Source organism: Robinsoniella sp. KNHs210 (assembly GCF_000686105.1).
Classification (GTDB): domain Bacteria; phylum Bacillota; class Clostridia; order Lachnospirales; family Lachnospiraceae; genus Robinsoniella; species Robinsoniella peoriensis.
The window spans coordinates 1,282,044-1,301,343 of the sequence record NZ_JMLZ01000001.1; the positions used below are offsets into that span (position 1 = coordinate 1,282,044).

Below are 19,300 nucleotides of genomic sequence, written 5' to 3' on the forward strand. Positions count from 1 at the left end.
AGGAGTATAAGTTATAATGAAAAATCTGCATTTAATCTGTAATGCCCATATTGATCCCGTATGGCTGTGGGATATGGAAGAAGGAATATCCACAGCCCTGTCAACCTTTCGTATGGCAGCTGCTTTCTGTGAAGAATATGACGGACTGGTGTTTAATCATAACGAGGCACTGTTATATGAATGGATCGAGGAGTATGAACCCAGGCTGTTTGCCCGCATCCGCAGTCTTGTGGAAAAGGGCAGATGGCATATTATGGGAGGCTGGTATCTGCAGCCGGACTGCAATATGCCAAGCGGCGAATCCATTCTTCGGCAGATAGAGTTGGGAAGAAACTATTTTCAGGAAAAGTTTGGTGTAACAAATACTACGGCAATCAATTTTGATTCCTTCGGACACAGCAGAGGGCTGGTACAGCTTTTGGCAAAGGCCGGATATGAGTCGTATCTGTTTTGCCGTCCGGGGCAGGGAGACTGCTTGCTGCCGGAGGATGATTTCATCTGGGAAGGATTTGACGGATCCAGAGTGATGGCCCACAGATCGGATACCTATGGAACCCTGATGGGAGAAGCAGGAAAGACTATACACAAATGGCTGAAAGAACAAGGGATGAATCCAAATCTTCAGATCGGATGCATTTTGTGGGGAGTGGGTAATCATGGAGGCGGACCATCCAGGATAGATCTGGAAGAGATCGGGCGAATGATGATGGCAAAAAATCCGGATGTGAAATTATCCGTATCCGCTGTGGATTCATCAGATGAGCCACAGTGGAATCTGATTCACTCTACGCCGGAAGCCTATTTCTCGGAACGCAGACAGTTGTGCATGAATTCCGGGAAAACAGAACCGATCGTGAAAAAGGATTTGAATGCCTGGTCTGTGGGCTGTTATACATCCCAAATACGCATCAAGCAGAAGCACAGAGAGCTGGAAGGGGAATTGTCTGTAACCGAGAAGATGCTGTCACAGGCTGTTGCCCTGGGACTTCTCTCTTACCCGGAGGAAGAGTTACAGGAGGCACAAAAAGCATTGCTGTTTTGTGAATTTCACGATATTTTGCCGGGCACAGCTATCCGGTCCGCAGAAGAAAGAAGTCTGCAGACCTTAAGCTTTGGATTGGAAATCGTAAAAAAGTGGAAGCGCAAGGCCTTTTTTGCCTTAATGAATGGAGAAGAACCGGCTCAGGAGGGAGAGTTTCCTGTGTTGATCTACAATCCGCACCCCTACCCGGTGGAACGGGATTTCACCTGTGATTTCCAGCTGGCAAATCAGAACTGGACAGATAAATATGCGCTGCCATATATTACCCGGAATGGAAAAGAACTCAAAAGCCAGGTGGAAAAAGAAGCCTGCAATTTGAATCTGGACTGGAGAAAGCGAGTGACCTTCCATGCTGCTTTGGCACCGGCTTCTATGAACCGTTTTTCTGCCGGAATCCGGATGACAGAGCAAAGACCGGGAAATGCACAGAATCAGGCACTTGAGATTTCTAATGAGCAGATTGTATTTGACAATGGTACGCTATATGCGGCTGTAAACTGCAAAACAGGCCTCCTGGATGCTTACCGGGTAAACGGAAGAAATTATCTTAAAACAGGAGGATGTGCCCTAACGGTCATGAAGACGGACTGTGATCCATGGGGAATGAACCGCAAAAGCTACCAACAGGAGGAAGGGCGGTTTGTCTTGATGGAAAAGGAGGAAGGGAGCCGCTTCAGTGGAGTGTACAATGATTGCCATGGCAGGGCAGGAACGGTGATAGACAGCGTGCGGATTATTGAAAGTGGTCCCGTCAGAACTGTGGTAGAGGCTGTATTTTCCTATGAAACCTCCAAGGCCTGTATCAATTATATTCTTCCTGTTTACGGAACTGCCGTTACGGTAGAAGTAAAGGTTAATTGGACAGAGAAGGGCAAGTTTTTAAAATTTGAGATCCCCACCTGTCTGAAAGAAGCCAAAGGGCGCAGCGAAACGGTCTGCGGTGTAATGGATCAGGAGACGGATGGGAAAGAAAAGGTTTTCCATCGCTGGTGCGGGCTATGGGACGGGCAAGAGAATTCTGCTCTGACCGTACTGAATATGTGCAATTCCGGCGTAGATTTTATGGATGGAACCATGAGGATATCGCTGATTCACTCTGCCGTATATTCTGCTCACCCAATTGGAGACAGACCCCTTCTGGTACAGGACCGTTACCTGCCTTACATAGATCAGGGAGAACGGGAATTTTCTTTTGTGATACAGGGAGGAAATGGCTCCGAACGTCTGGAGCAGGTGATGAATGAAGCCATTGTGTTCCAGGAGGCGCCGGTTGTACTGCAGGCATTTCCCTCAGGAGAAGGAAAGAAGATGGGAAGCGTCATATTAGTGGATGATCCCGCTGTAATTCTATCTTCCTGGAGAAAGGCTGCCGGTCAGGAGGCTTATGTGATTCGCCTGTTTGAAAGCACAGGACGCAGGCGAAAGGTGAAGGTATCCCTTCCGCTGGACGGGTATGAGCAGGAGCTTGAGCTGAAGCCCTTTGAGCTTAGAACCTTTCAATGGACACCTGGGGCGGTTGGATTAAAAAATTGTGATATTTTTGGAAAAGCGATGGTTTCCGGTTCCACCGTGCTGTGAAACAGCTTTGCAGCGACAACCTGAATCCAATACCCCAATTACTGAGATTTCAGCTCCACGTTCTGCGGCAGAATGATTTTAACTGTTGTACCCACACCTGCTTCACTCTCGACCACCAGGGAGCCGCCGCATTGCAGCATGAGCCGGCTGCGTACATTTTCGATTCCCACGTGTGTACGTCCATCCTCTTTCGGAATGTCCAAATCAAATCCAAGTCCGTCATCACGGATGGTAATCATAATGTTATCGTCAGTTCGCTCACTTTTAATACGCAGCGTACCCCCGGATTTTCTCTTGATAATTCCATGCCGTACTGCATTTTCCACGATTGTCTGGACCGTAAGAGGGGGAAGCAGAAAGTCCTGATACAGAATCTCGGTTTCGATATGCAGCTTATTCGGAAACCGCATCTTTTCCAGATACAGATAATTGTTCACATGAAACATTTCCTTCTCAAAAGAAATCAGCTGTTTGTCCATCAAAGAATCCAGGTTACCCCTGAGATAAAAGGAAAAACGCTCTAATGCTTCTGAAGCCCGGGCAGGTTCTGTGTCACAGAGCTGTTTGATACCCTGCAGGGCATTAAAGAGAAAATGGGGCTGTACCTGGCTGAGCATCACGGAAATACGATTTTGGTTTAACTCATTTTCAAGGATAAGGGCACGTTTTTCACTGTTCATACTCTCTTTGATCCTTCGTATGGTATAGATTTCCTCAATTAGGGAAAAGGAGATTAATCCCAGTCCCAATAGAATGGCGGCCTCTGAAAACTGCACATATCCATTGATTAATTCTAAAACTGCACAGACTGCCAGAGGGAAAATGGCTTTCAGTAATTGGGCAGATTCTCTGTTGTTCAGCCTGCGTGTTTCGTAAAACAGGCAGAAGATTACCCACAGTGCAATGAGCAGGTCCAGAATGGAGAAATAATTAATGGCCGTATAGAGATCCTGTATAAGGAATATCTGATTCAGCATTGCAGCAAGGGTGACAAGCATCAGAAGGCCGGTACAGTATAATAAGGATTGCTTTCTCCAGCCGGAGAGATGTTCAGCTGCAAATAGTACAACAAATACTGCGATTCCCTGCATGGAAAAGGCATAAAGGACATTCAGAAATACAGGAAAGGGCAAAACCAGCGTAGGGGCAGGAGACAGGGTATAGAACCAGATGGAGGAAAACAGTGTAACCAATCCAAGCCACAGAAAACGGCGTGCACCTTTAAGTTTCAAAATGGCACATTCCAGAGCAACGATTAGCAAAAATAACGTCAGGAACAGAAAAATCGTACCGATGCTCATCGTCCACCCGTCATTGCTTACTGCTTTAAACAACATCATTCGTTCATCACCGGTATGCATTTGCCGGAGTAATTCATCAAACTGAATCATATAGGCATTCCCATAGAGATTGCCAAAATTTAATTCCACACTGTCGCTGGAGGTAATGCCCGGTGAAACAATGGTAACCCACTGTTTCCCAACTGCCTGGGTGGGATTTCCCTGGCTTCTTACAGGTCCGGTAGCATAAATTTCTTTACCGTTTATGCTAAGGGAAACACGCATATGGTCGATGTTAATAAAGAACTTATCTCCTTCCGGAATATCCCTGCTGAAGTAACCACGCACCGTAATATCCCTTAGATCCTTATTTTCAAAATCAGTCTGGTGGGTTAAAGTCTTCCAGGGGCCGCCTTCTTCACTGTATTCCCCGATGATTTCTACAGGAAATAACTTTCCATCCACTTTCATTTGCTGGTCAAAGCGAAACAATGTGGTGAAAAGTATAACTGCCGTTATGGAAACAGCAGCAGATAGAATGATCAGTGTAACTCGTAATAGTAAGGTATTTTTATTGGAATAATGTTTTATATACATAGTGGTCCTTCCTCATTGTATATCTGCTGCAGAAAATGTATTGGGAATCCTCTCTGCCAGATAAACGTTAAGTTTCAATTGTGTCTGTTTTTGTTTTATATTTTATATTACTATAATACAATAGGCTTTGCAATAAACATATCATTCATTAATTAGAAGATAAATAAGTACAGAAAAATGCAAATAATTTATCTTATATATCTTGTAACTTCCAATGTTACCTGCTATACTTTGCCTAATATGAGATTTGCAGCAGAGCTGTCGGTCATAATTCATGATATTTACGTTACGTAACATTTTAACTGACAAATAGCTGATATTATGGCTTTTTGTAAAAATATAACAGATAGGGAGGAAACATATATGTACAAACTATGGGAAGAACTAGAGAAACTGAAAAATTACCGCTGGATTGAACTTTCGCATCCCCTGAACAACACCAGCCCTTATTGGAGCGGTATACCGGAAGGAGCAGTGGAGCTTTCAAAAACGGTATATGACTGGGGCAATGAATTGGAGTGTCTGATTCAGTCTTTCAAATTTCCGGGTCAGTTTGGTACGCATATTGATTTCCCGGGGCATTTTATTAAAGGGGAAGCTTTATCGGAAGCATATTCCGTTAAGGATATGGTATTTCCATTAGTGGTTATTGATATTTCGGATAAGGTAAAACAAGATGTGCACTATGCGGTTACGGTAGAGGACCTTAAAGCGTATGAAGAAAAATACGGTGAAATCCCGGACGGGGCCTTTGTGGCACTGTATACGGGATGGAGTTCCCGCTGGCCGGATATGGATGCCATTTCCAATTTCGATGAAAATGGCGGTGAACATTTTCCTGGATGGTCTATGGAGGCGCTGCAGTATATTTACGAGGTGAGAAATGCAGCAGCAAACGGCCATGAGACACTGGATACTGATGCATCCGAGCTGGCTGCACAAGCAGGGGATCTTGCATGTGAACGCTATCTTTTGAAACAGGGTAAGCTTCAGGTAGAGGTAATGTGCAATCTGGACAAAGTCCCTCCTGCGGGAGCCGTAGTCATTGCGGCATTTCTTCCCATTGAAGGAGCAACGGGGCTTCCGGTGCGGATGTGGGCGATTGCAGAATAGTTTTTATACCTGACGGATCCCATTGGGCGGTATGAAAGCGCTGGTTGTATTTTGGATGAATGGGATTCCATCTTAAAAAATTCATGACAAAAGATGAAAAAGAAGATTATCTTGGTCAGAGTATATCTTTTGATGAAGTGAAGCAGTGGTATGATGGTTATTATCTGAGCGATAGTAAAAGCCTTTTTAATCCTCGTTCTGTAAGTAAAGCTTTAATGTGCGGTATGTGTTTGAATTACTGGACGGAGACCGGGCCTATGAATGAGATTGCAGACTGCATCGAACATAACGTAGATGAAGTGCGGGAAGATATTGTGAAAATGGTAGCAGGAATTAAGGTACCTGTGAAATTAAAAGGATATAGTGCATCAGAATTACAACTGGATACCAGGGATGAAATTTTATCAGCTATGGTGGTCTATGGTTTCTTATCCTATCATGATGGTTATCTGTGTATTCCCAATTATGAATTAATGGAAAAATACCAGGATGTTTTGACCAGGAAGAGCATGGGTGAAGTGAAGAAGATTGTAGATCGCTCAAAAGAGATGCTGGAAGCAACTCTGGCTTTGTAAGCCAGCTATCATTGAAAAGCTGAAATTGATCTAGATGGCGGGAGAATAGAATTTATAAAAATTTCAAACAAACGGACCCCTTCCGTAATGTCTTGCATATAAATAAAAAGAACGCTTAAACTTACCGGAGATTCAATATGCATCACTTTATTTCACAATCGTTAGAATTACATCTGTTTTTTGCACGAATCATGAAAGAACATTCACTGTTTCTTGAAGCAGGGTTCATGAGAAAAGATGCGGCATGTATCAGGACAGCATCATGCTACAGAATACAATTTGAAAATTTATTAGCAGAAACTGCAAGAATCAGCGATGGGATTATCAGCTGTGAAGTTTTGGAGTCCTGTGAAATTGTAACGCCTTATACGTTACTTGCAGAAAAGAAGACCCAGCATCTTACAGGAATCCCAATCAATAGTAACATTACCCTGATTGAGCATCAGCTTAGGTGTAACTGTGAGGTTTGTAATGTGAAAGAGATAGAAAAACGGACGAGAGCATTAAACCGAAGAGCCCTGGAGCTGGTAAGCGGATTAATCGATTTCAAAGAGAATATTCTAAAAGATGTTAATACATGCCGGCTTTTTACAGCCAATTATCCGTTGCTCATTCAGCATATCATCAGGGAAGCAAAGTTATATCAGTCATTTTTAAGGGAATTAGAGTGTGAAGGTACCATATGTCCTGAAAACAGAAGAGAGATGGAATTATTCTGGAATCAGATTATGATGGAACATGCCTTGTTTATCCGTGGATTACTGGATCCTTCAGAGGCGGAACTCATAGAAACTGCGAATAATTTTGCGAATGAATATGCCTGTCTTCTGGAAGAAGCCAATACAAAGAATTGCATGACAATGGATGAACTTACCCAGAGAACACTGGAGGAAACCTGCAGATACCGTGATTTTAAAGAAGCCGGAACAAAAGGAATTTCTGATTGTGAGATTTCCTCCATTATACTTCCGCTCCTTGCAGACCATGTACTGAGGGAAGCGAACCACTACCTGAGATTATTGTAGGAACAGGATTAGATAAAATGAAAATAAGAAGTATAGAGCGGAAGTGACGATCCGCCCATATACTTCTTATTTTTATGCAATAACCCAGAAACATCTGAGGGCCATTCATATTGCAGATAAATAATGGACTAAGATCCGCTTGTTAAGTATACACTACTGAAAAAGGAGGTTTAGAATGACGATGGTATTTAAAGGGAGATTTGAAGATATGGTTATGATCATAACCGGTGCATCCAGAGGAATTGGGAAAGCAACGGCAAAAAGAGCGGCGGCAGAAGGAGCAAAGGTGGTATTAGTTGATATACGGGCAGAACAGGGAGAAGAGGTGCTGCGGGAAATAAAGGAAAGCGGAGGAGATGGGATCTTCTTAAATCTGGATATTTCCACGGAAGAAAATGCAGAAAGGATGGTACAGGAAACAGTGGCTCATTATGGAAAACTGGATATCGCGGTTAATAATGCAGGAGTGATGGGAAACCCCGGTCCTTTGCATAACTTAAAAAAAGAAGATATGGATTTTACAATGGCAAATAACTTTTACAGTGTATATTTTTGCTGCAAAAGTGAGCTGTCCCAATTCTTAAGCCAGGGCAGGGGCGGCGTAATTGTTAATAATTCTTCCATTGCAGGAGTGACAGGACTTCCTGGAAATCCTGCTTATGTAGCTTCAAAACATGCAGTAAATGGACTGACTAAGAATCTCGCCCTGGATTATGCACGTTATGGTATCCGTATCAATTCCGTAAATCCTGCAGGTACGGCAACCCCTATGGTAGAGGAAGCCTATGCATTTGTAATGAAAAAGCAGAAAGAGGCTTTGGATGCGGGATTAGATCCGAAAAAAGCGCAGTCCATGGCAGGGCAAAAAACGAAGACCATGCAGGAGAGAGAAGCGACGGCAGAGGAACAGGCAGCATCTATTTTGTTTTTAGTTTCAGAGGATGCGACGCATATGACAGGTGCCGTGGTTCAGACTGATGGCGGATGGACTTCGTTTTGATTTTGAAGTCAGGGGTATGATCTACCAATCATTCTACCAATCATGCCCGCCGCTTAAATTTTGAAGAAAATCTTTTATATAGTATAGAGCAGCTCCGGTAGCCACGGTGCTGCTTTTTCTCTTTCCAAGTGACAGGAATGTATCCGCTTCGGGAAATGCTGTAGTTTTCTGCATGCGGGCATGGAGATATTCCAGATCCTGCTCGTTCATGTAAGGTGCCAGATGTCCGCCCAGGATTACCTCGCTGTCGATTACCATGTGAAGATTATTAATTGCCATGGCAAGATAATTGAGATAGCGTACCCAGCGGTCTTCCTGTTCCCGGCTGCCGGCATTTTTCGCTTCGAAGAAAGCATCCAGATCTTCGTTTCCGGAATCCCCGTTTCCGGCAAGCAGGGCATTGGCAGAACAATAGCATTCCATACACCCCATTTGTCCGCAGTAACAGGGAAGCCCCCCTGGAACAAGGGTCATGTGTTCAATTGTGCCACTCCGACCAGTGCGCCCGCTCTGTATTTCCCCATTGATTATAATTGCACCGCCCAGATGGTACCCAAGTGAAAAATATACCGCGTGTGAAAGCTTTGGATGATCCCAGAGTTCTGTCATGGCAGCGCACTCTGCGTCATGTACAAAACGGCAGGGATAGTCCAGGTGTTCTTCAAACGAGGAAATGGATAAACCGGTACAGTCCAGAATCTTTCCATAAATAATGTTCCGGCTGTCCTGGGATACCAGCCCTTGGAGTGCAAATGCAATGCCAAGAACATTTTTACTTTCAATTTCCTGCTCCAGGATAAACTGTCTGATTTCCGTGCTGACCTCTTTGAAATAATCTGCAGAATCCCGGAATGGAATCCGGCATATTTTCTGAAACCAGATATGCCCATACAGATCCAGAACAGCAATGGTTAATTTGTTTTTTAAAATTTCCACACCGATGGAAACTCTGGCAGAAGGGGTAATGGTATATGCAACTGCCTTTCTGCCAATCTGGGACTGAAGCTGTCCGCAGGTCTCAATAAAGCCTTCTTGCAGAAGCATATTCAGATGCTGTGTTACAGTAGGAAGACTCATTTGCAGTGCATTTGCAATAGATTGCTTTGAACATTTATCATTGGAATAGATATAATGATAAACGTCAGAATAGTTCATTTTTTTTATGTCGGTAAGAGAAAATTTTTCCATGATAACTCCTTATATAAAAGTAAAACGTGGATTTCACTTCGTTATGTAAAATAGATTTGCAAAATCATTATAGCATATAATTTTATGTAAAGTAATTAGAAAAAGACTTTTGGTAAAATTATCTAAAAAATATAACAAAATTTTGAGTATTATTCCATCTTGCACAAGAAGATAAAAAGAGCTATTATGTAATTACATTTTAGAAAATCATTTTATAAAATGAATATGTATAAAATGAAAACGAAAAAACGAATCTACATAAAACGGTAGGAAGGATGGAATGGATATGGGAATTATTGAAAAGATGAGACTGGACGGTAAAAAAATCTTTGTAACAGGAGGAGCAAGAGGAATAGGCAAATCGGTTGCCACGGCATTTGCACAAGCGGGAGCAGATCTGGCAATTGTGGATGTGGATATGGAAGAGGCGAAAAGAACGGCTGACCAGCTTGCCGCAGAAAATGGAGTAGAAACAATAGCGGTTAAAACGGATGTAACAAAACCGGACGAAGTTGATGCGATGATAGAAACCATATTAAGCAAATTTGGAAGGCTGGATGTTGCTTTTTGCAATGCGGGTATCTGTATGAATATCCCGGCAGAGGAGATGACATACGAACAATGGAAAAAAGTGATCGACATCAATCTGACCGGCGTATTTTTAACGGCACAGGCAGCGGGAAAAGTGATGTTAAAGCAGGGCGGCGGTTCCATCATTAATACGGCGTCCATGTCTGCACATATTGTAAATGTGCCGCAGCCGCAGTGTTCCTATAATGCCTCAAAAGCGGGTGTAATTCAGCTGACCAAATCACTGGCAATTGAATGGGCGAAGAGAAATGTACGGGTTAACAGTATCAGCCCGGGATATATCGGGACTGAACTGACCCTGAATTCACCTAGCCTGCAGCCTCTGATTGAACAGTGGAATGCCATGGCGCCCCTTGGCAGAATGGGCAGGCCGGAGGAACTCCAGTCTATCTGTGTCTATCTGGCAGGAGATACCAGCTCCTTTACAACCGGATCTGATTTTGTTGTGGATGGAGCATTTACCTGTTTCTAGAACCAGTAAAAATGAACAGTTTAGAATCCCACAGGAGGAAGAAAGATGAATTATTTATTAGGAACGGATATCGGAACATCCGGAACAAAAACTATTTTAATGGATACCGAGGGGAAATTGATAGCCCAGAACCTGCAGGAATATGATGTGCTGACCCCTAAACCATTGTGGGCGGAGCAGTGGCCGGATGTATGGGCGGATGCAGCGTTGGCATCCATTAAGAATACAGTAGCGGAATCGGGAGTGAATCCCAGGGACATCAGGGGAATTGCAGTCAGCGGATTATATGGAGGATCCGGTATTCCACTGGACGAACGGATGAACCCGGTCAGACCGTGTATGATCTGGATGGACAGACGTGCAGATGAAGAGACTTCCTGGGTGCTGGAGAAGATTGGGGAAGAAAAACTGCTTGAAATCACACACAACGGGGCAGATCCCTATTACGGCTATACTAAGATTCTATGGATGAAGAACCATGAACCGGAAAACTGGGAAAAGACCAAACTGTTTCTCCCGCCAAATGACTATGTAATATATAAAATGACAGGGGAAATTGCCATTGATTATTCTTCAGCGGGAAATATCGGAGGCATATTTGATATGAACCGGAGGGAGTGGTCTGAAGAAATGATGGAAGCCATGGAAATTCCCATGTCAATGATGCCTCAGAAGATTGTGGAGTCCACGGATATTGTAGGAGGACTTAAAAAAGAGCTGGCGATGGAACTGGGACTGTGGGAAGGAATGCCGGTAATTGCAGGAGGAATTGACTGCGGAGCTGCGAATATAGGCCTTGGTGTTTTTGATTCCGGTATCTATGCAGCAGCCATCGGAACTTCCATGTGCGCAGCACTGATTTCGGATAAACCGGTAAAAGGAAAAGGCCTGATCGTATGGCCCTATCTGTATGATGCTAAGAAATTATCCTATTATTTTGCAGGCGGAGCTACTGCAGGGGCGATAGTGAAGTGGTTCCGCAATACGATCTGCCAGTTCGAAGCTGAGGCGGAAAAGGCAGGCGGTCCAAAGGCATACGACGTATTAAATGCAGAAGCAGAAAAGCTTCCAGCAGGAAGTGAAGGGCTTGTGGTGCTGCCCTATTTTATGGGAGAAAGAAGCCCTGTCTGGGATTCCGATGCAAAAGGTACTATCCTGGGACTGTCACTGACCCATACAAAGGCACATCTGTACCGGGCATTTTTGGAAGCAGTGGCATATTCCCTTAGAAATGCCATGGAGGCTACCGGTGAATATCTGGGTGAATACATTCTGCTGGCAGGGGGAGTTACCAAGTCAAAGGTATGGAGACAGATCTTTGCTGATGTAACAGGATATCCAGTAGTATGCCCCATCTATGATGTGGAAGCAAATATGGGGGATGTAATGCTGGCGGGTATCGGAACCGGTCTGCTTACCTATGAGCAAGTGAAAAAATGGCAGGTTCTGGATGAAAAAATAATGCCTGATCAACAAAACCACGAAAAATACAATGCGTATTACGGTGTTTACCAGTCCATATATGAAAATTTAAAAGAAGATATGAAAAAGCTGTCAAAGATATAAATCAGTAAGTCTTTTGGAGGAGAATGATTATGAAAAAGTGGAGAAAAAGAGTGGGTTATGGAATCGGAGATCTGGGTTGCAATCTTGTATTCAGTACAATGGCATCCTATTTGATGATATTTTATACGGATGTATTCGGCATATCGGCAGCAGTTGCCGGTACGCTGATGCTTGTTACAAAATTTATTGATGCTCTAACTGATACCGGAATGGGAATTATCGTGGATAAGACTCACACCAGATGGGGACAGGGCAGGCCTTATTTTCTGATTGGTGCGGTACCCTTTGCCATATTTACCATTGCGACTTTCTATATACCAGAGCTGGGAAGTGCAGGGAAAATCGTTTGGGCTTATATTACGTATTGTCTTCTCTGCACCGCGTATACCGTTGTAAATATTCCGCTGAATACAATTGTGCCAAGACTCACCTCTGACCTGCATGAGAGAAACTGCCTGGTATCCACCAGGATGATCTGTGCCATGCTTGGAACGGCCATTGTTATGACCATTACAGCTCCGTTAGTAGAGTACTTTGGAAAAGGCGACAAGGCCCGTGGATATTTAATTACCATGAGTTTGTATGGCATTGTGGCAATGATTATATTTGTTATTACTTTTCTCAGTACCAAAGAGGTCGTTCCTTCTACCGTACAGGAAGAAAAGGTAACACTCCGGGAAAGCCTGAAAGGACTGACAGACCAGAGCATATTATTTTTTATATTGAATTTTCTATATTTTGGACTGTATGTATTCCGAAGTACCACCGTAATTTACTATTTTACATATAATCTCCAAAAGACACAATGGCTGACCCTGGTGGGACTTCTTGGAATTCTTTCAGGACTTCCGATGCTGTTAGTTCTTCCGGCTCTTCAGAGAAAATTTGGAAAGAAGTGGGTGATGTATTTAAGTATCGTCATCTATATTGCAGGAGATATGATGATTTATATCGGCAGGTCCACTTCCTTTTTCCTGCTGGCAGGCCTTGTCGTTACCGGACTTGGAATTTACGGAATCTTTGGAGTGACCTTTGCCATTCAGCCGGATGTTATCGATTATTCGGAGTATAAAAAGAACAAGAATATATCAGGACTGATTGCAGCGTTCCAGGGATTCTTCGTGAAAGCAAGCATGGGACTTGCAAGTGCGGTGATTGGAGGAATATTGAAGTGGGGCGGCTATGCGGCGAATGAAAATCAGTCTCCAAAGGCTCTGGCATGTATTGAAGCAAGCTTTATCTGGATACCCCTGGGACTGTGCCTGGTAATTGGAATTTTGATGTATTTTTATAATCTGGATAGAAAAAGAGCGGAAATGAGCAGGGTTCTGGATGGAAGAAGAAACGGTCAACAGTCTGAATTTATGTGACGGTGACATCCACCCCTTTGCTTCTTAAGAGCTCCACCTTTTCTGGAGAAATCCCGTTATCCGTGATCAGGCAGGATACCTCATGATATTGCAGCAGAGAGACAGCTCCTTTCTGGGAAAACTTCTCGCATTCTGTTAATATTGTGGTGTGTTCTGCCTGTTCTGACATGGCACGGATGACCTCCCGGCGCATTAAATTACTTCCGGTAAAGCCAAAAATCTCCTGGAATCCGTCTATCCCGATAAAAAGTCTTTTTACAAAGAAAGTACGCACATTATGAATGGTTAACGGACCCACAACAGCCTGGGAATCTTTCTGGTAGGTTCCTCCCAGCAGAATGACCTGAACCGTGGGATAGTGGCGGATATACCCGGCAATAAATGCAGAGTTGGTAATGATAGTCAGATCTTTTCTGGTACGCGCCAGTTCATCGGCGAGCAGGATGCAGCAGGAACCGGATTCGATCATTAACGTTTCCCCGTCCTGTACCATGCCGGCAGCTGTCCTTGCTATCTGTTTCTTTTTTTCATAATGGAATGCCAGATGGTAATTCATATCTTCCCGGGAACCAAGAACCGCGAATCCATGTTCCCTTTTAATTAATCCCTTTTCTTCCAAGCTGTCCAGGTCTTTTCGGATCGTTACTTTAGATACGTCTAACAGGTCAGAAAGCCTGGCTACTTCTATTTTATTTTCCAGCGTAAGCAGTTCTAAGATTTTTTCTTCACGATGATTCATCTGGCATTCCCTTTCGTTGTATAAATTTTATTTATTATAACATAAGAAAAGCAGAAACGCAATCATTTGGTTTCGTAAGAAAGAGATATTGGATTCGAATAAAAAATTGCGATTATGGTGGTATCAAAAGAACTGAAAGACAGGGGGACAATGTAATTATAGAAAGTAATTAAAACTTACGAAAGAAATAAAAAATAGTTTCATTAGTAAATATGGTGTTGACAAACCTTAGAAAAAAAATTATAATCCTCTTATAGAAAAAGAAAGAGGAGATCAGTATGGAACTATTATTTGATACAGCCAATTTAGATGAGATTAAAAAGTACAGCCAGTATTATCCAATAACAGGGGTTACCAGCAATCCCAGTATACTTAAGGCAGAGGGGAATGTGGATCTGTACGGTACCCTTCGTGAAATCAGGAAAGTTATTGGCATGGAAAAGTCTCTCCATGTACAGGTACTTGCGGAAGATGCAGATGGGATGCTAAAAGAAGCAGAGGCAGTTTTGAAAAATGTGGATGATAAAGTATTTATAAAAATCCCGACTACAGAAGAGGGATTAAAAGCAATGATGATGTTAAAATCCAAGGGAATCGGCGTCACTGCTACTGCTATTTATACAAAGATCCAAGGATTTATGGCAATTATGGCCGGAGCGGATTTCATTGCACCCTATTGCAACCGTATGGAAAATCTGGATGTTGATTTTGAAGAAACGATTGCAGATTTCCGTCAGATGATTGACGAAAATCAATCTTCCTGTAAGATTCTTGCAGCCAGCTTTAAGAATATCCGCCAGGTGAACCGTGCTTTTACAGTTGGTGCACATGCGGCTACGGTACAGCCAATGCTGATGCACAGTTCTTTTGAAATGGCGGCAGTGAAGAAGGCAGTGGATGACTTTAAAGCAGACTGGGTGGCAGTCAGGGGAGATGTTTCTCTTACTGATCTGTAGAGAAAATGTTTCGTATGAAAGCAGGAAGGAAGGTGGACTTTATGAAACAGTATTTGATTGCCCATGATCTTGGGACATCGGGAGATAAAGCAACGCTGTTTACTGCAGAAGGAGAGATGATTCGAAGTGCGGTGGTTTCCTATGACGTGGATTTCTCCGGAGATAAGCGGGCAGAGCAAAATCCTCTGGACTGGTGGAATGCTTTTTGTAAGGCAACCGGAGAGATTCTGGAAGGTATTCACCCTGAGCAGGTTTTGGCAGTTTCTTTTAGTGCCCAGATGCAGGGATGCCTTCCGGTAGATGAGCAGGGGAATCCCCTTCGGAATTCGATTATCTGGGCGGATCATAGAGCCGTGAAGGAAGCGGCCTTATTGGAAGAAAGACTGGGTGCAGACCGCATCTATGAACTGACCGGGCACAGAGTCAGTCCAAGCTACACCATTGAAAAGCTTATGTGGCTGAAAAAACATGAGCCGGATATCTATCAGAAAACTTATAAAGTACTTCAGGCAAAAGACTACATTATATTCCGCCTGACCGGAAAATTTGTCACGGATTATTCCGACGGTTCCGGCACCCAGGCGATGGACCTGAAAAAAATGGAATGGTCCAGGGAAATATTGGGGGCAGCAGAGATAGACGGTGATAAATTTCCGGAATTACATAACTCTACGGACATTGCCGGAAAAGTAACGGCAATTGCATCTTCTGCCTGTGGACTGGGAGAGCATACGCTTGTAATCTGTGGAGGCGGAGACGGACCCTGTTCCTCAGTAGGGGCAGGATGTGTAAAGGATGGAGAATTGTTTACCACCTTTGGTACCTCTGCCTGGATTGGCGGGACTTCTTCGGTTCCCTTTGCAGACGAAGAGAAAATATTGTTCTGTTTTGCCCATGTAATTCCAGGAAAATACATGCCATGCGGGACAATGCAGGCAGCAGGAAGTGCTTATTCATATGTCCGCAGCGTAATTTGTGACGGAGAGGACTATGACTTGCTGGATGAACGGATGAAACGTTCCCCGGCAGGTGCAAAAGGATTGATTTTCCTGCCTTACCTTCTGGGTGAAAGAAGCCCCAGGTGGAATTCCGACACCAGCGGAGCGTATCTAGGGATTCATCCGGAGCATAAGAAGGATGATTATGTCCGAGCTTCGATGGAAGGCATAGCAATGAATCTGGAATTGATTTTAAAGGCATACCGCAGGAAAATGTCCGTTGATACGATGATACTGACCGGAGGCGGAGCCAAAAGCCCAGTAAATGCAGGGATACTGGCTGATGTTATGCAGGTAGATTTTCAGGTTCCGGATCATGTTGAAGAAGCGACCTCCATTGGAGCGGCTATGATCGCCGGTGTTGGTGCCGGGGTGTTTCAGAGTTTTGACGAAGTGGAAAAATTTCTGCACATCCGTCAAAGATATCAGGCAGACAAAGAAAAAGAGAACGTGTATCGTTTTGTAAAACAAAGATTTGAATTGGCTTATCAGGGGCTTTTACCTTTTTTTAAAGCTCACGAATGATAGTATCATAAATTTAATACGTTATACTGTGAAGGCGGTTTTGAGATTACTATTTCAAAACCGCCTATTGTTTATGGTAAGAAAATTTTTATACTATTTTTCTTTATATAAAATTTTAAAATCACTTGACTGAATTAAATTCAGTGATATAATTGAACTATATTCAGTTTAGAGGAGATGATATTATTACAAGGATAAGCAAGAGACCGGAAATACGCAGGCAAGAGCTTTTGGAAATTGGGATAGCTCTTTATATGGAAAGTGGTGTAAAAGGAATCAGTGTTCAGCAAGTGGTGGAAAAAGCAAATGTCGCCATTGGGTTATTTTATTATTATTTTAAGTCAAAAGATGATTTTCTTGACGAAGCATTAAATTATTATGTGGAAAAAAGCTTTTGCTCTTTTGATCATATTTTCAAAAAGGAAGGCTTAACGGTTACAGAAAAAGTGGATTCTTTGTTAGATGCATTTTGTAAATACAGCCAAAAGATGTTACCGTACCGAACAGACCGTGTTTTTCATTCAGAAAGACATTCTGTTTTATCAGATAAAATTACAGAAAAAATGAGGGAATCCGTCCGTAATTTCATTGATCAAGGCTGTGAGGAAGCACTTTTTGATGTAAAAGACACGGAGCTGGCAGCAGCCTTTGTCGTAAATGGTATGTCTAGTATATTTGATCCTTCTCTGGAAATAAATGCGGCATCCTTTTCTGAATTAAAAAAATATATACTGAGAGTTATTGGTTTTAGGTAGAAGCAGGTTTATTATATTGGGGTTTAGCTGAGGAAGGGGACGCTTTGTAGATGGAAGTAGTGCGCGAAAAGAGAAGGGGGCGGACCATGGCAGGCGTTTGGAAGGCTTAACGCAGAACTGGCATTTTCTAACCTTCCCAGAGCGCTTTTTGGCGGCACGCGGGCATTCGCTCCGAAATCCTGATGCATTTCGCAGCTCACTGCCCGCTTAGTATCCGATGGGAGCCAGTCGAATACTATCCGCCAAAAAACACTCCGGCAAGGTAAGTAAATGCTCAGATCTGCTATACGCCTTCCAAACGCCTGCCATGGTCCGCCCCCTTCTCTTTCCGGGATGCAGTTTATTGATACAAAGCTGGTTTTCTCAGCATGGTGTGACCCTGGGGTTGTGGCATGCTGGACGTGATTGGCTGAAAGCAGCTTGATCTTATCACTGTAGTGGGATTCTTCATTCTAATACAGTATATTTATGGTTATAGTACTTACATCCAGTTACTTCTGTGATAGGAAAGCAAGTAAAATTAAACTTATTTCTCCCAATTCATACTGAACTGCCGCAACACACTCTGCTGAATCCAAAAACGAACAGCTGGTCACAGCCACGGGGTCTCGACTCGGCTGAGAAAACCAGCTTTGTGGCAGTAAACTGAATCTCGGAAAGATGGGTGTGGGAAACTGGTATGGGCGGAGGAAGCGTAGAGCAGAGCTGAGTATTTTACTTACATTTTCGAAGTGTTTTTTGGCGGATAGTATTCGACTGGCTCCCATCGGATACTAAGCGGGTACTGAACCGAGAAATGCATCAGGATTTCTCGGTGAATACCCGCGTGCCGCCAAAAATCGCTTCGGAAAGGTTAGAAAATACCAGTTCTGCGGCCAGCTGACGGAGCCCATGCCAGTTTCCCACACCCATCTTTTCGCGCACTACTTCCATCTACAAAGCGTCCCCTTCCTCAGCTAAACCCAAATGTAAGATAAAATTGTACGCTGTAGTACAAGGCTGTTTCAGACACGTTCAAACGTAATAGGATATAAATAGGAGGATCCGGGATGATGAAGATTGTGATAGATGGTAAAGTAATATTAAAAGCAGAACTGGACGCATGGAAATTAAAGAGAATAAAAAAAGTTATCCGTAATTTGAAACTAGACTTACCTTTTATGAATGATGCGGATGAAATGAATAAGTTATTAACGGACAAAAAAATGCAATATTCCTATCAGGATATGATACGGATACTTAGAAGGAAATTAAAAATTGGGGAAATTGCAATGAAATTTGCAGGCAGAATCTCCGGCAGCAGACGCCGTCATGCACTTACGATCATCTATATTGATGGTATCACAGCTGAAAAGTTAAGTGAATTTCTAGATGAATTAATGCTGCAGCCAAAGGGAAAGTATCGTAAGGTTAATTTATCCGCATGCCCGGATCACTACGTTTTGAAACCAGATAAAAATGGTACACTTGAGGTGATAGAGACTACGGGTAATGCACCTGTACCTGTGCAATTCTTTATAACATTTGGAAATGAACAGGGAATCAGAGAACCTCGAAATAAAAAATACTCTCATCAATCCGTGGGAATAGCAAAGTTACGGGACGGTACTGTCATAGGCGGTGTGCGGCACCAGTTTAAAAATACGCGGGCAGGAGTAAAGGTACGGTTATTAGTAGAATTCCCCGCAATTTGTCCAAAAGGTATCATCCGAGAACATGAAAAACATCTTGCAACGGAATTTTCTAATTGGATAGAGTGGATGATTGATCAGCAAAATGATGAATTGTGATAGACTCAATTGATAAAGATCTAAGATAAAGGTCTAAGATAAAGATTTAGGATAAAGATTTAAGATTAAGATGAAAGATTAAAATTTAAGATTAAGATTTAAATCAAGCCAAGTCTGTAACAGTAGTTATAGGCTTGTTC

The 19,300-nt window shown here is 43.0% G+C and carries 16 protein-coding genes; 12 read left to right on the forward strand and 4 right to left on the reverse strand.

Annotated elements, in window-relative coordinates; translation table 11 throughout:
• The first annotated feature begins 16 nt into the window (after nt 1–16).
• Nucleotides 17–2,620, forward strand: coding sequence for a glycoside hydrolase family 38 C-terminal domain-containing protein (locus CD03_RS32465; protein WP_052377672.1), 2,604 nt, complete (start codon nt 17–19; stop codon nt 2,618–2,620).
• Nucleotides 2,621–2,658: 38 nt separating this feature from the next.
• On the opposite strand, the gene CD03_RS35800 is transcribed toward CD03_RS32465, so the two are convergent.
• Nucleotides 2,659–4,497 carry a sensor histidine kinase gene (locus tag CD03_RS35800; RefSeq protein WP_052377673.1) on the reverse strand — a complete coding sequence of 613 codons (1,839 nt, stop codon included), beginning with the start codon at nt 4,495–4,497 and terminating at the stop codon, nt 2,659–2,661.
• A 363-nt stretch (nt 4,498–4,860) separates the two neighbouring features.
• Here CD03_RS35800 and CD03_RS0104935 point away from each other — a divergent pair, with 363 nt between their 5' ends.
• From CD03_RS0104935 to CD03_RS0104950, 4 genes are all read left to right on the forward strand, one after another.
• Entirely contained in the window at nt 4,861–5,610 is a 750-nt protein-coding gene (locus CD03_RS0104935) for a cyclase family protein (protein ID WP_027292677.1), read from the forward strand.
• An 83-nt stretch (nt 5,611–5,693) separates the two neighbouring features.
• A complete protein-coding gene (locus tag CD03_RS0104940) occupies nt 5,694–6,185 on the forward strand; it encodes a hypothetical protein (RefSeq protein WP_156042783.1) in 492 nt (163 codons plus the stop codon).
• A 137-nt stretch (nt 6,186–6,322) separates the two neighbouring features.
• On the forward strand, nt 6,323–7,210 hold the full coding sequence (locus CD03_RS0104945; protein WP_027292679.1) for a DUF2935 domain-containing protein: 888 nt from the start codon (nt 6,323–6,325) through the stop codon (nt 7,208–7,210).
• 175 nt (nt 7,211–7,385) lie between these two features.
• A complete protein-coding gene (locus CD03_RS0104950; RefSeq protein WP_027292680.1) occupies nt 7,386–8,210 on the forward strand; it encodes an SDR family NAD(P)-dependent oxidoreductase in 825 nt (274 codons plus the stop codon).
• Nucleotides 8,211–8,243: 33 nt separating this feature from the next.
• Here the strand turns inward: CD03_RS0104950 and CD03_RS0104955 are convergent, their stop codons facing one another.
• On the reverse strand, nt 8,244–9,398 hold the full coding sequence (locus CD03_RS0104955) for an ROK family transcriptional regulator (RefSeq protein ID WP_027292681.1): 1,155 nt from the start codon (nt 9,396–9,398) through the stop codon (nt 8,244–8,246).
• Nucleotides 9,399–9,684: 286 nt separating this feature from the next.
• Between CD03_RS0104955 and CD03_RS0104960 the strand changes: the two genes are divergently transcribed.
• From CD03_RS0104960 to CD03_RS0104970, 3 genes are read left to right on the forward strand one after another with little or no spacing between them, the layout of a single operon-like run.
• Nucleotides 9,685–10,461: an SDR family oxidoreductase gene (locus CD03_RS0104960; RefSeq protein WP_027292682.1), complete on the forward strand. Its 777-nt coding sequence runs from the start codon at nt 9,685–9,687 to the stop codon at nt 10,459–10,461.
• Between the two features lie 45 nt (nt 10,462–10,506).
• Entirely contained in the window at nt 10,507–12,027 is a 1,521-nt protein-coding gene (locus tag CD03_RS0104965) for an FGGY-family carbohydrate kinase (protein WP_027292683.1), read from the forward strand.
• Between the two features lie 29 nt (nt 12,028–12,056).
• Nucleotides 12,057–13,397: an MFS transporter gene (locus CD03_RS0104970; RefSeq protein ID WP_027292684.1), complete on the forward strand. Its 1,341-nt coding sequence runs from the start codon at nt 12,057–12,059 to the stop codon at nt 13,395–13,397.
• Here CD03_RS0104970 and CD03_RS0104975 read toward each other — a convergent pair.
• The gene (locus CD03_RS0104975) at nt 13,390–14,136 is read right to left on the reverse strand and encodes a DeoR/GlpR family DNA-binding transcription regulator (RefSeq protein WP_027292685.1); all 747 of its coding nucleotides are present in this window, start codon (nt 14,134–14,136) and stop codon (nt 13,390–13,392) included. The genes CD03_RS0104970 and CD03_RS0104975 overlap by 8 nt on opposite strands.
• Before the next feature lie 278 nt (nt 14,137–14,414).
• On the opposite strand from CD03_RS0104975, the gene CD03_RS0104980 reads away from it, so the two are divergent.
• From CD03_RS0104980 to CD03_RS32475, 3 genes are all read left to right on the forward strand, one after another.
• Nucleotides 14,415–15,092 (forward strand): fructose-6-phosphate aldolase, encoded by a 678-nt coding sequence (locus CD03_RS0104980; RefSeq protein WP_027292686.1) that lies wholly within the window; start codon nt 14,415–14,417, stop codon nt 15,090–15,092.
• 41 nt (nt 15,093–15,133) lie between these two features.
• Nucleotides 15,134–16,615, forward strand: coding sequence for a xylulokinase (gene xylB / locus CD03_RS0104985; protein WP_027292687.1), 1,482 nt, complete (start codon nt 15,134–15,136; stop codon nt 16,613–16,615).
• Between the two features lie 230 nt (nt 16,616–16,845).
• A complete protein-coding gene (locus tag CD03_RS32475) occupies nt 16,846–17,370 on the forward strand; it encodes a TetR/AcrR family transcriptional regulator (RefSeq protein ID WP_052377674.1) in 525 nt (174 codons plus the stop codon).
• An 801-nt stretch (nt 17,371–18,171) separates the two neighbouring features.
• Here the strand turns inward: CD03_RS32475 and CD03_RS38785 are convergent.
• Entirely contained in the window at nt 18,172–18,303 is a 132-nt protein-coding gene (locus tag CD03_RS38785) for a hypothetical protein (RefSeq protein ID WP_255348063.1), read from the reverse strand.
• Nucleotides 18,304–18,419: 116 nt separating this feature from the next.
• Here CD03_RS38785 and CD03_RS0105000 point away from each other — a divergent pair, with 116 nt between their 5' ends.
• A complete protein-coding gene (locus CD03_RS0105000) occupies nt 18,420–19,160 on the forward strand; it encodes a hypothetical protein (RefSeq protein WP_197041626.1) in 741 nt (246 codons plus the stop codon).
• The last annotated feature ends 140 nt before the right edge of the window (nt 19,161–19,300 follow it).

Excerpts from the sequence above, each read along its gene's own strand:
- CD03_RS32465 (WP_052377672.1), top strand. The coding sequence starts at position 17 with ATGAAAAATCTGCATTTAATCTGTAATGCCCATATTGATCCCGTATGG.
- CD03_RS0104965 (WP_027292683.1), top strand. The coding sequence starts at position 10,507 with ATGAATTATTTATTAGGAACGGATATCGGAACATCCGGAACAAAAACT.
- CD03_RS0104975 (WP_027292685.1), bottom strand. The coding sequence starts at position 14,136 with ATGAATCATCGTGAAGAAAAAATCTTAGAACTGCTTACGCTGGAAAAT.
- CD03_RS0105000 (WP_197041626.1), top strand. The coding sequence starts at position 18,420 with ATGATGAAGATTGTGATAGATGGTAAAGTAATATTAAAAGCAGAACTG.
- CD03_RS0104970 (WP_027292684.1), top strand. The coding sequence starts at position 12,057 with ATGAAAAAGTGGAGAAAAAGAGTGGGTTATGGAATCGGAGATCTGGGT.
- xylB (WP_027292687.1), top strand. The coding sequence starts at position 15,134 with ATGAAACAGTATTTGATTGCCCATGATCTTGGGACATCGGGAGATAAA.
- CD03_RS35800 (WP_052377673.1), bottom strand. The coding sequence starts at position 4,497 with ATGTATATAAAACATTATTCCAATAAAAATACCTTACTATTACGAGTT.
- CD03_RS0104980 (WP_027292686.1), top strand. The coding sequence starts at position 14,415 with ATGGAACTATTATTTGATACAGCCAATTTAGATGAGATTAAAAAGTAC.
- CD03_RS0104940 (WP_156042783.1), top strand. The coding sequence starts at position 5,694 with ATGACAAAAGATGAAAAAGAAGATTATCTTGGTCAGAGTATATCTTTT.
- CD03_RS0104955 (WP_027292681.1), bottom strand. The coding sequence starts at position 9,398 with ATGGAAAAATTTTCTCTTACCGACATAAAAAAAATGAACTATTCTGAC.
- CD03_RS0104950 (WP_027292680.1), top strand. The coding sequence starts at position 7,386 with ATGACGATGGTATTTAAAGGGAGATTTGAAGATATGGTTATGATCATA.
- CD03_RS38785 (WP_255348063.1), bottom strand. The coding sequence starts at position 18,303 with ATGGAAGTAGTGCGCGAAAAGATGGGTGTGGGAAACTGGCATGGGCTC.
- CD03_RS0104960 (WP_027292682.1), top strand. The coding sequence starts at position 9,685 with ATGGGAATTATTGAAAAGATGAGACTGGACGGTAAAAAAATCTTTGTA.
- CD03_RS0104945 (WP_027292679.1), top strand. The coding sequence starts at position 6,323 with ATGCATCACTTTATTTCACAATCGTTAGAATTACATCTGTTTTTTGCA.
- CD03_RS0104935 (WP_027292677.1), top strand. The coding sequence starts at position 4,861 with ATGTACAAACTATGGGAAGAACTAGAGAAACTGAAAAATTACCGCTGG.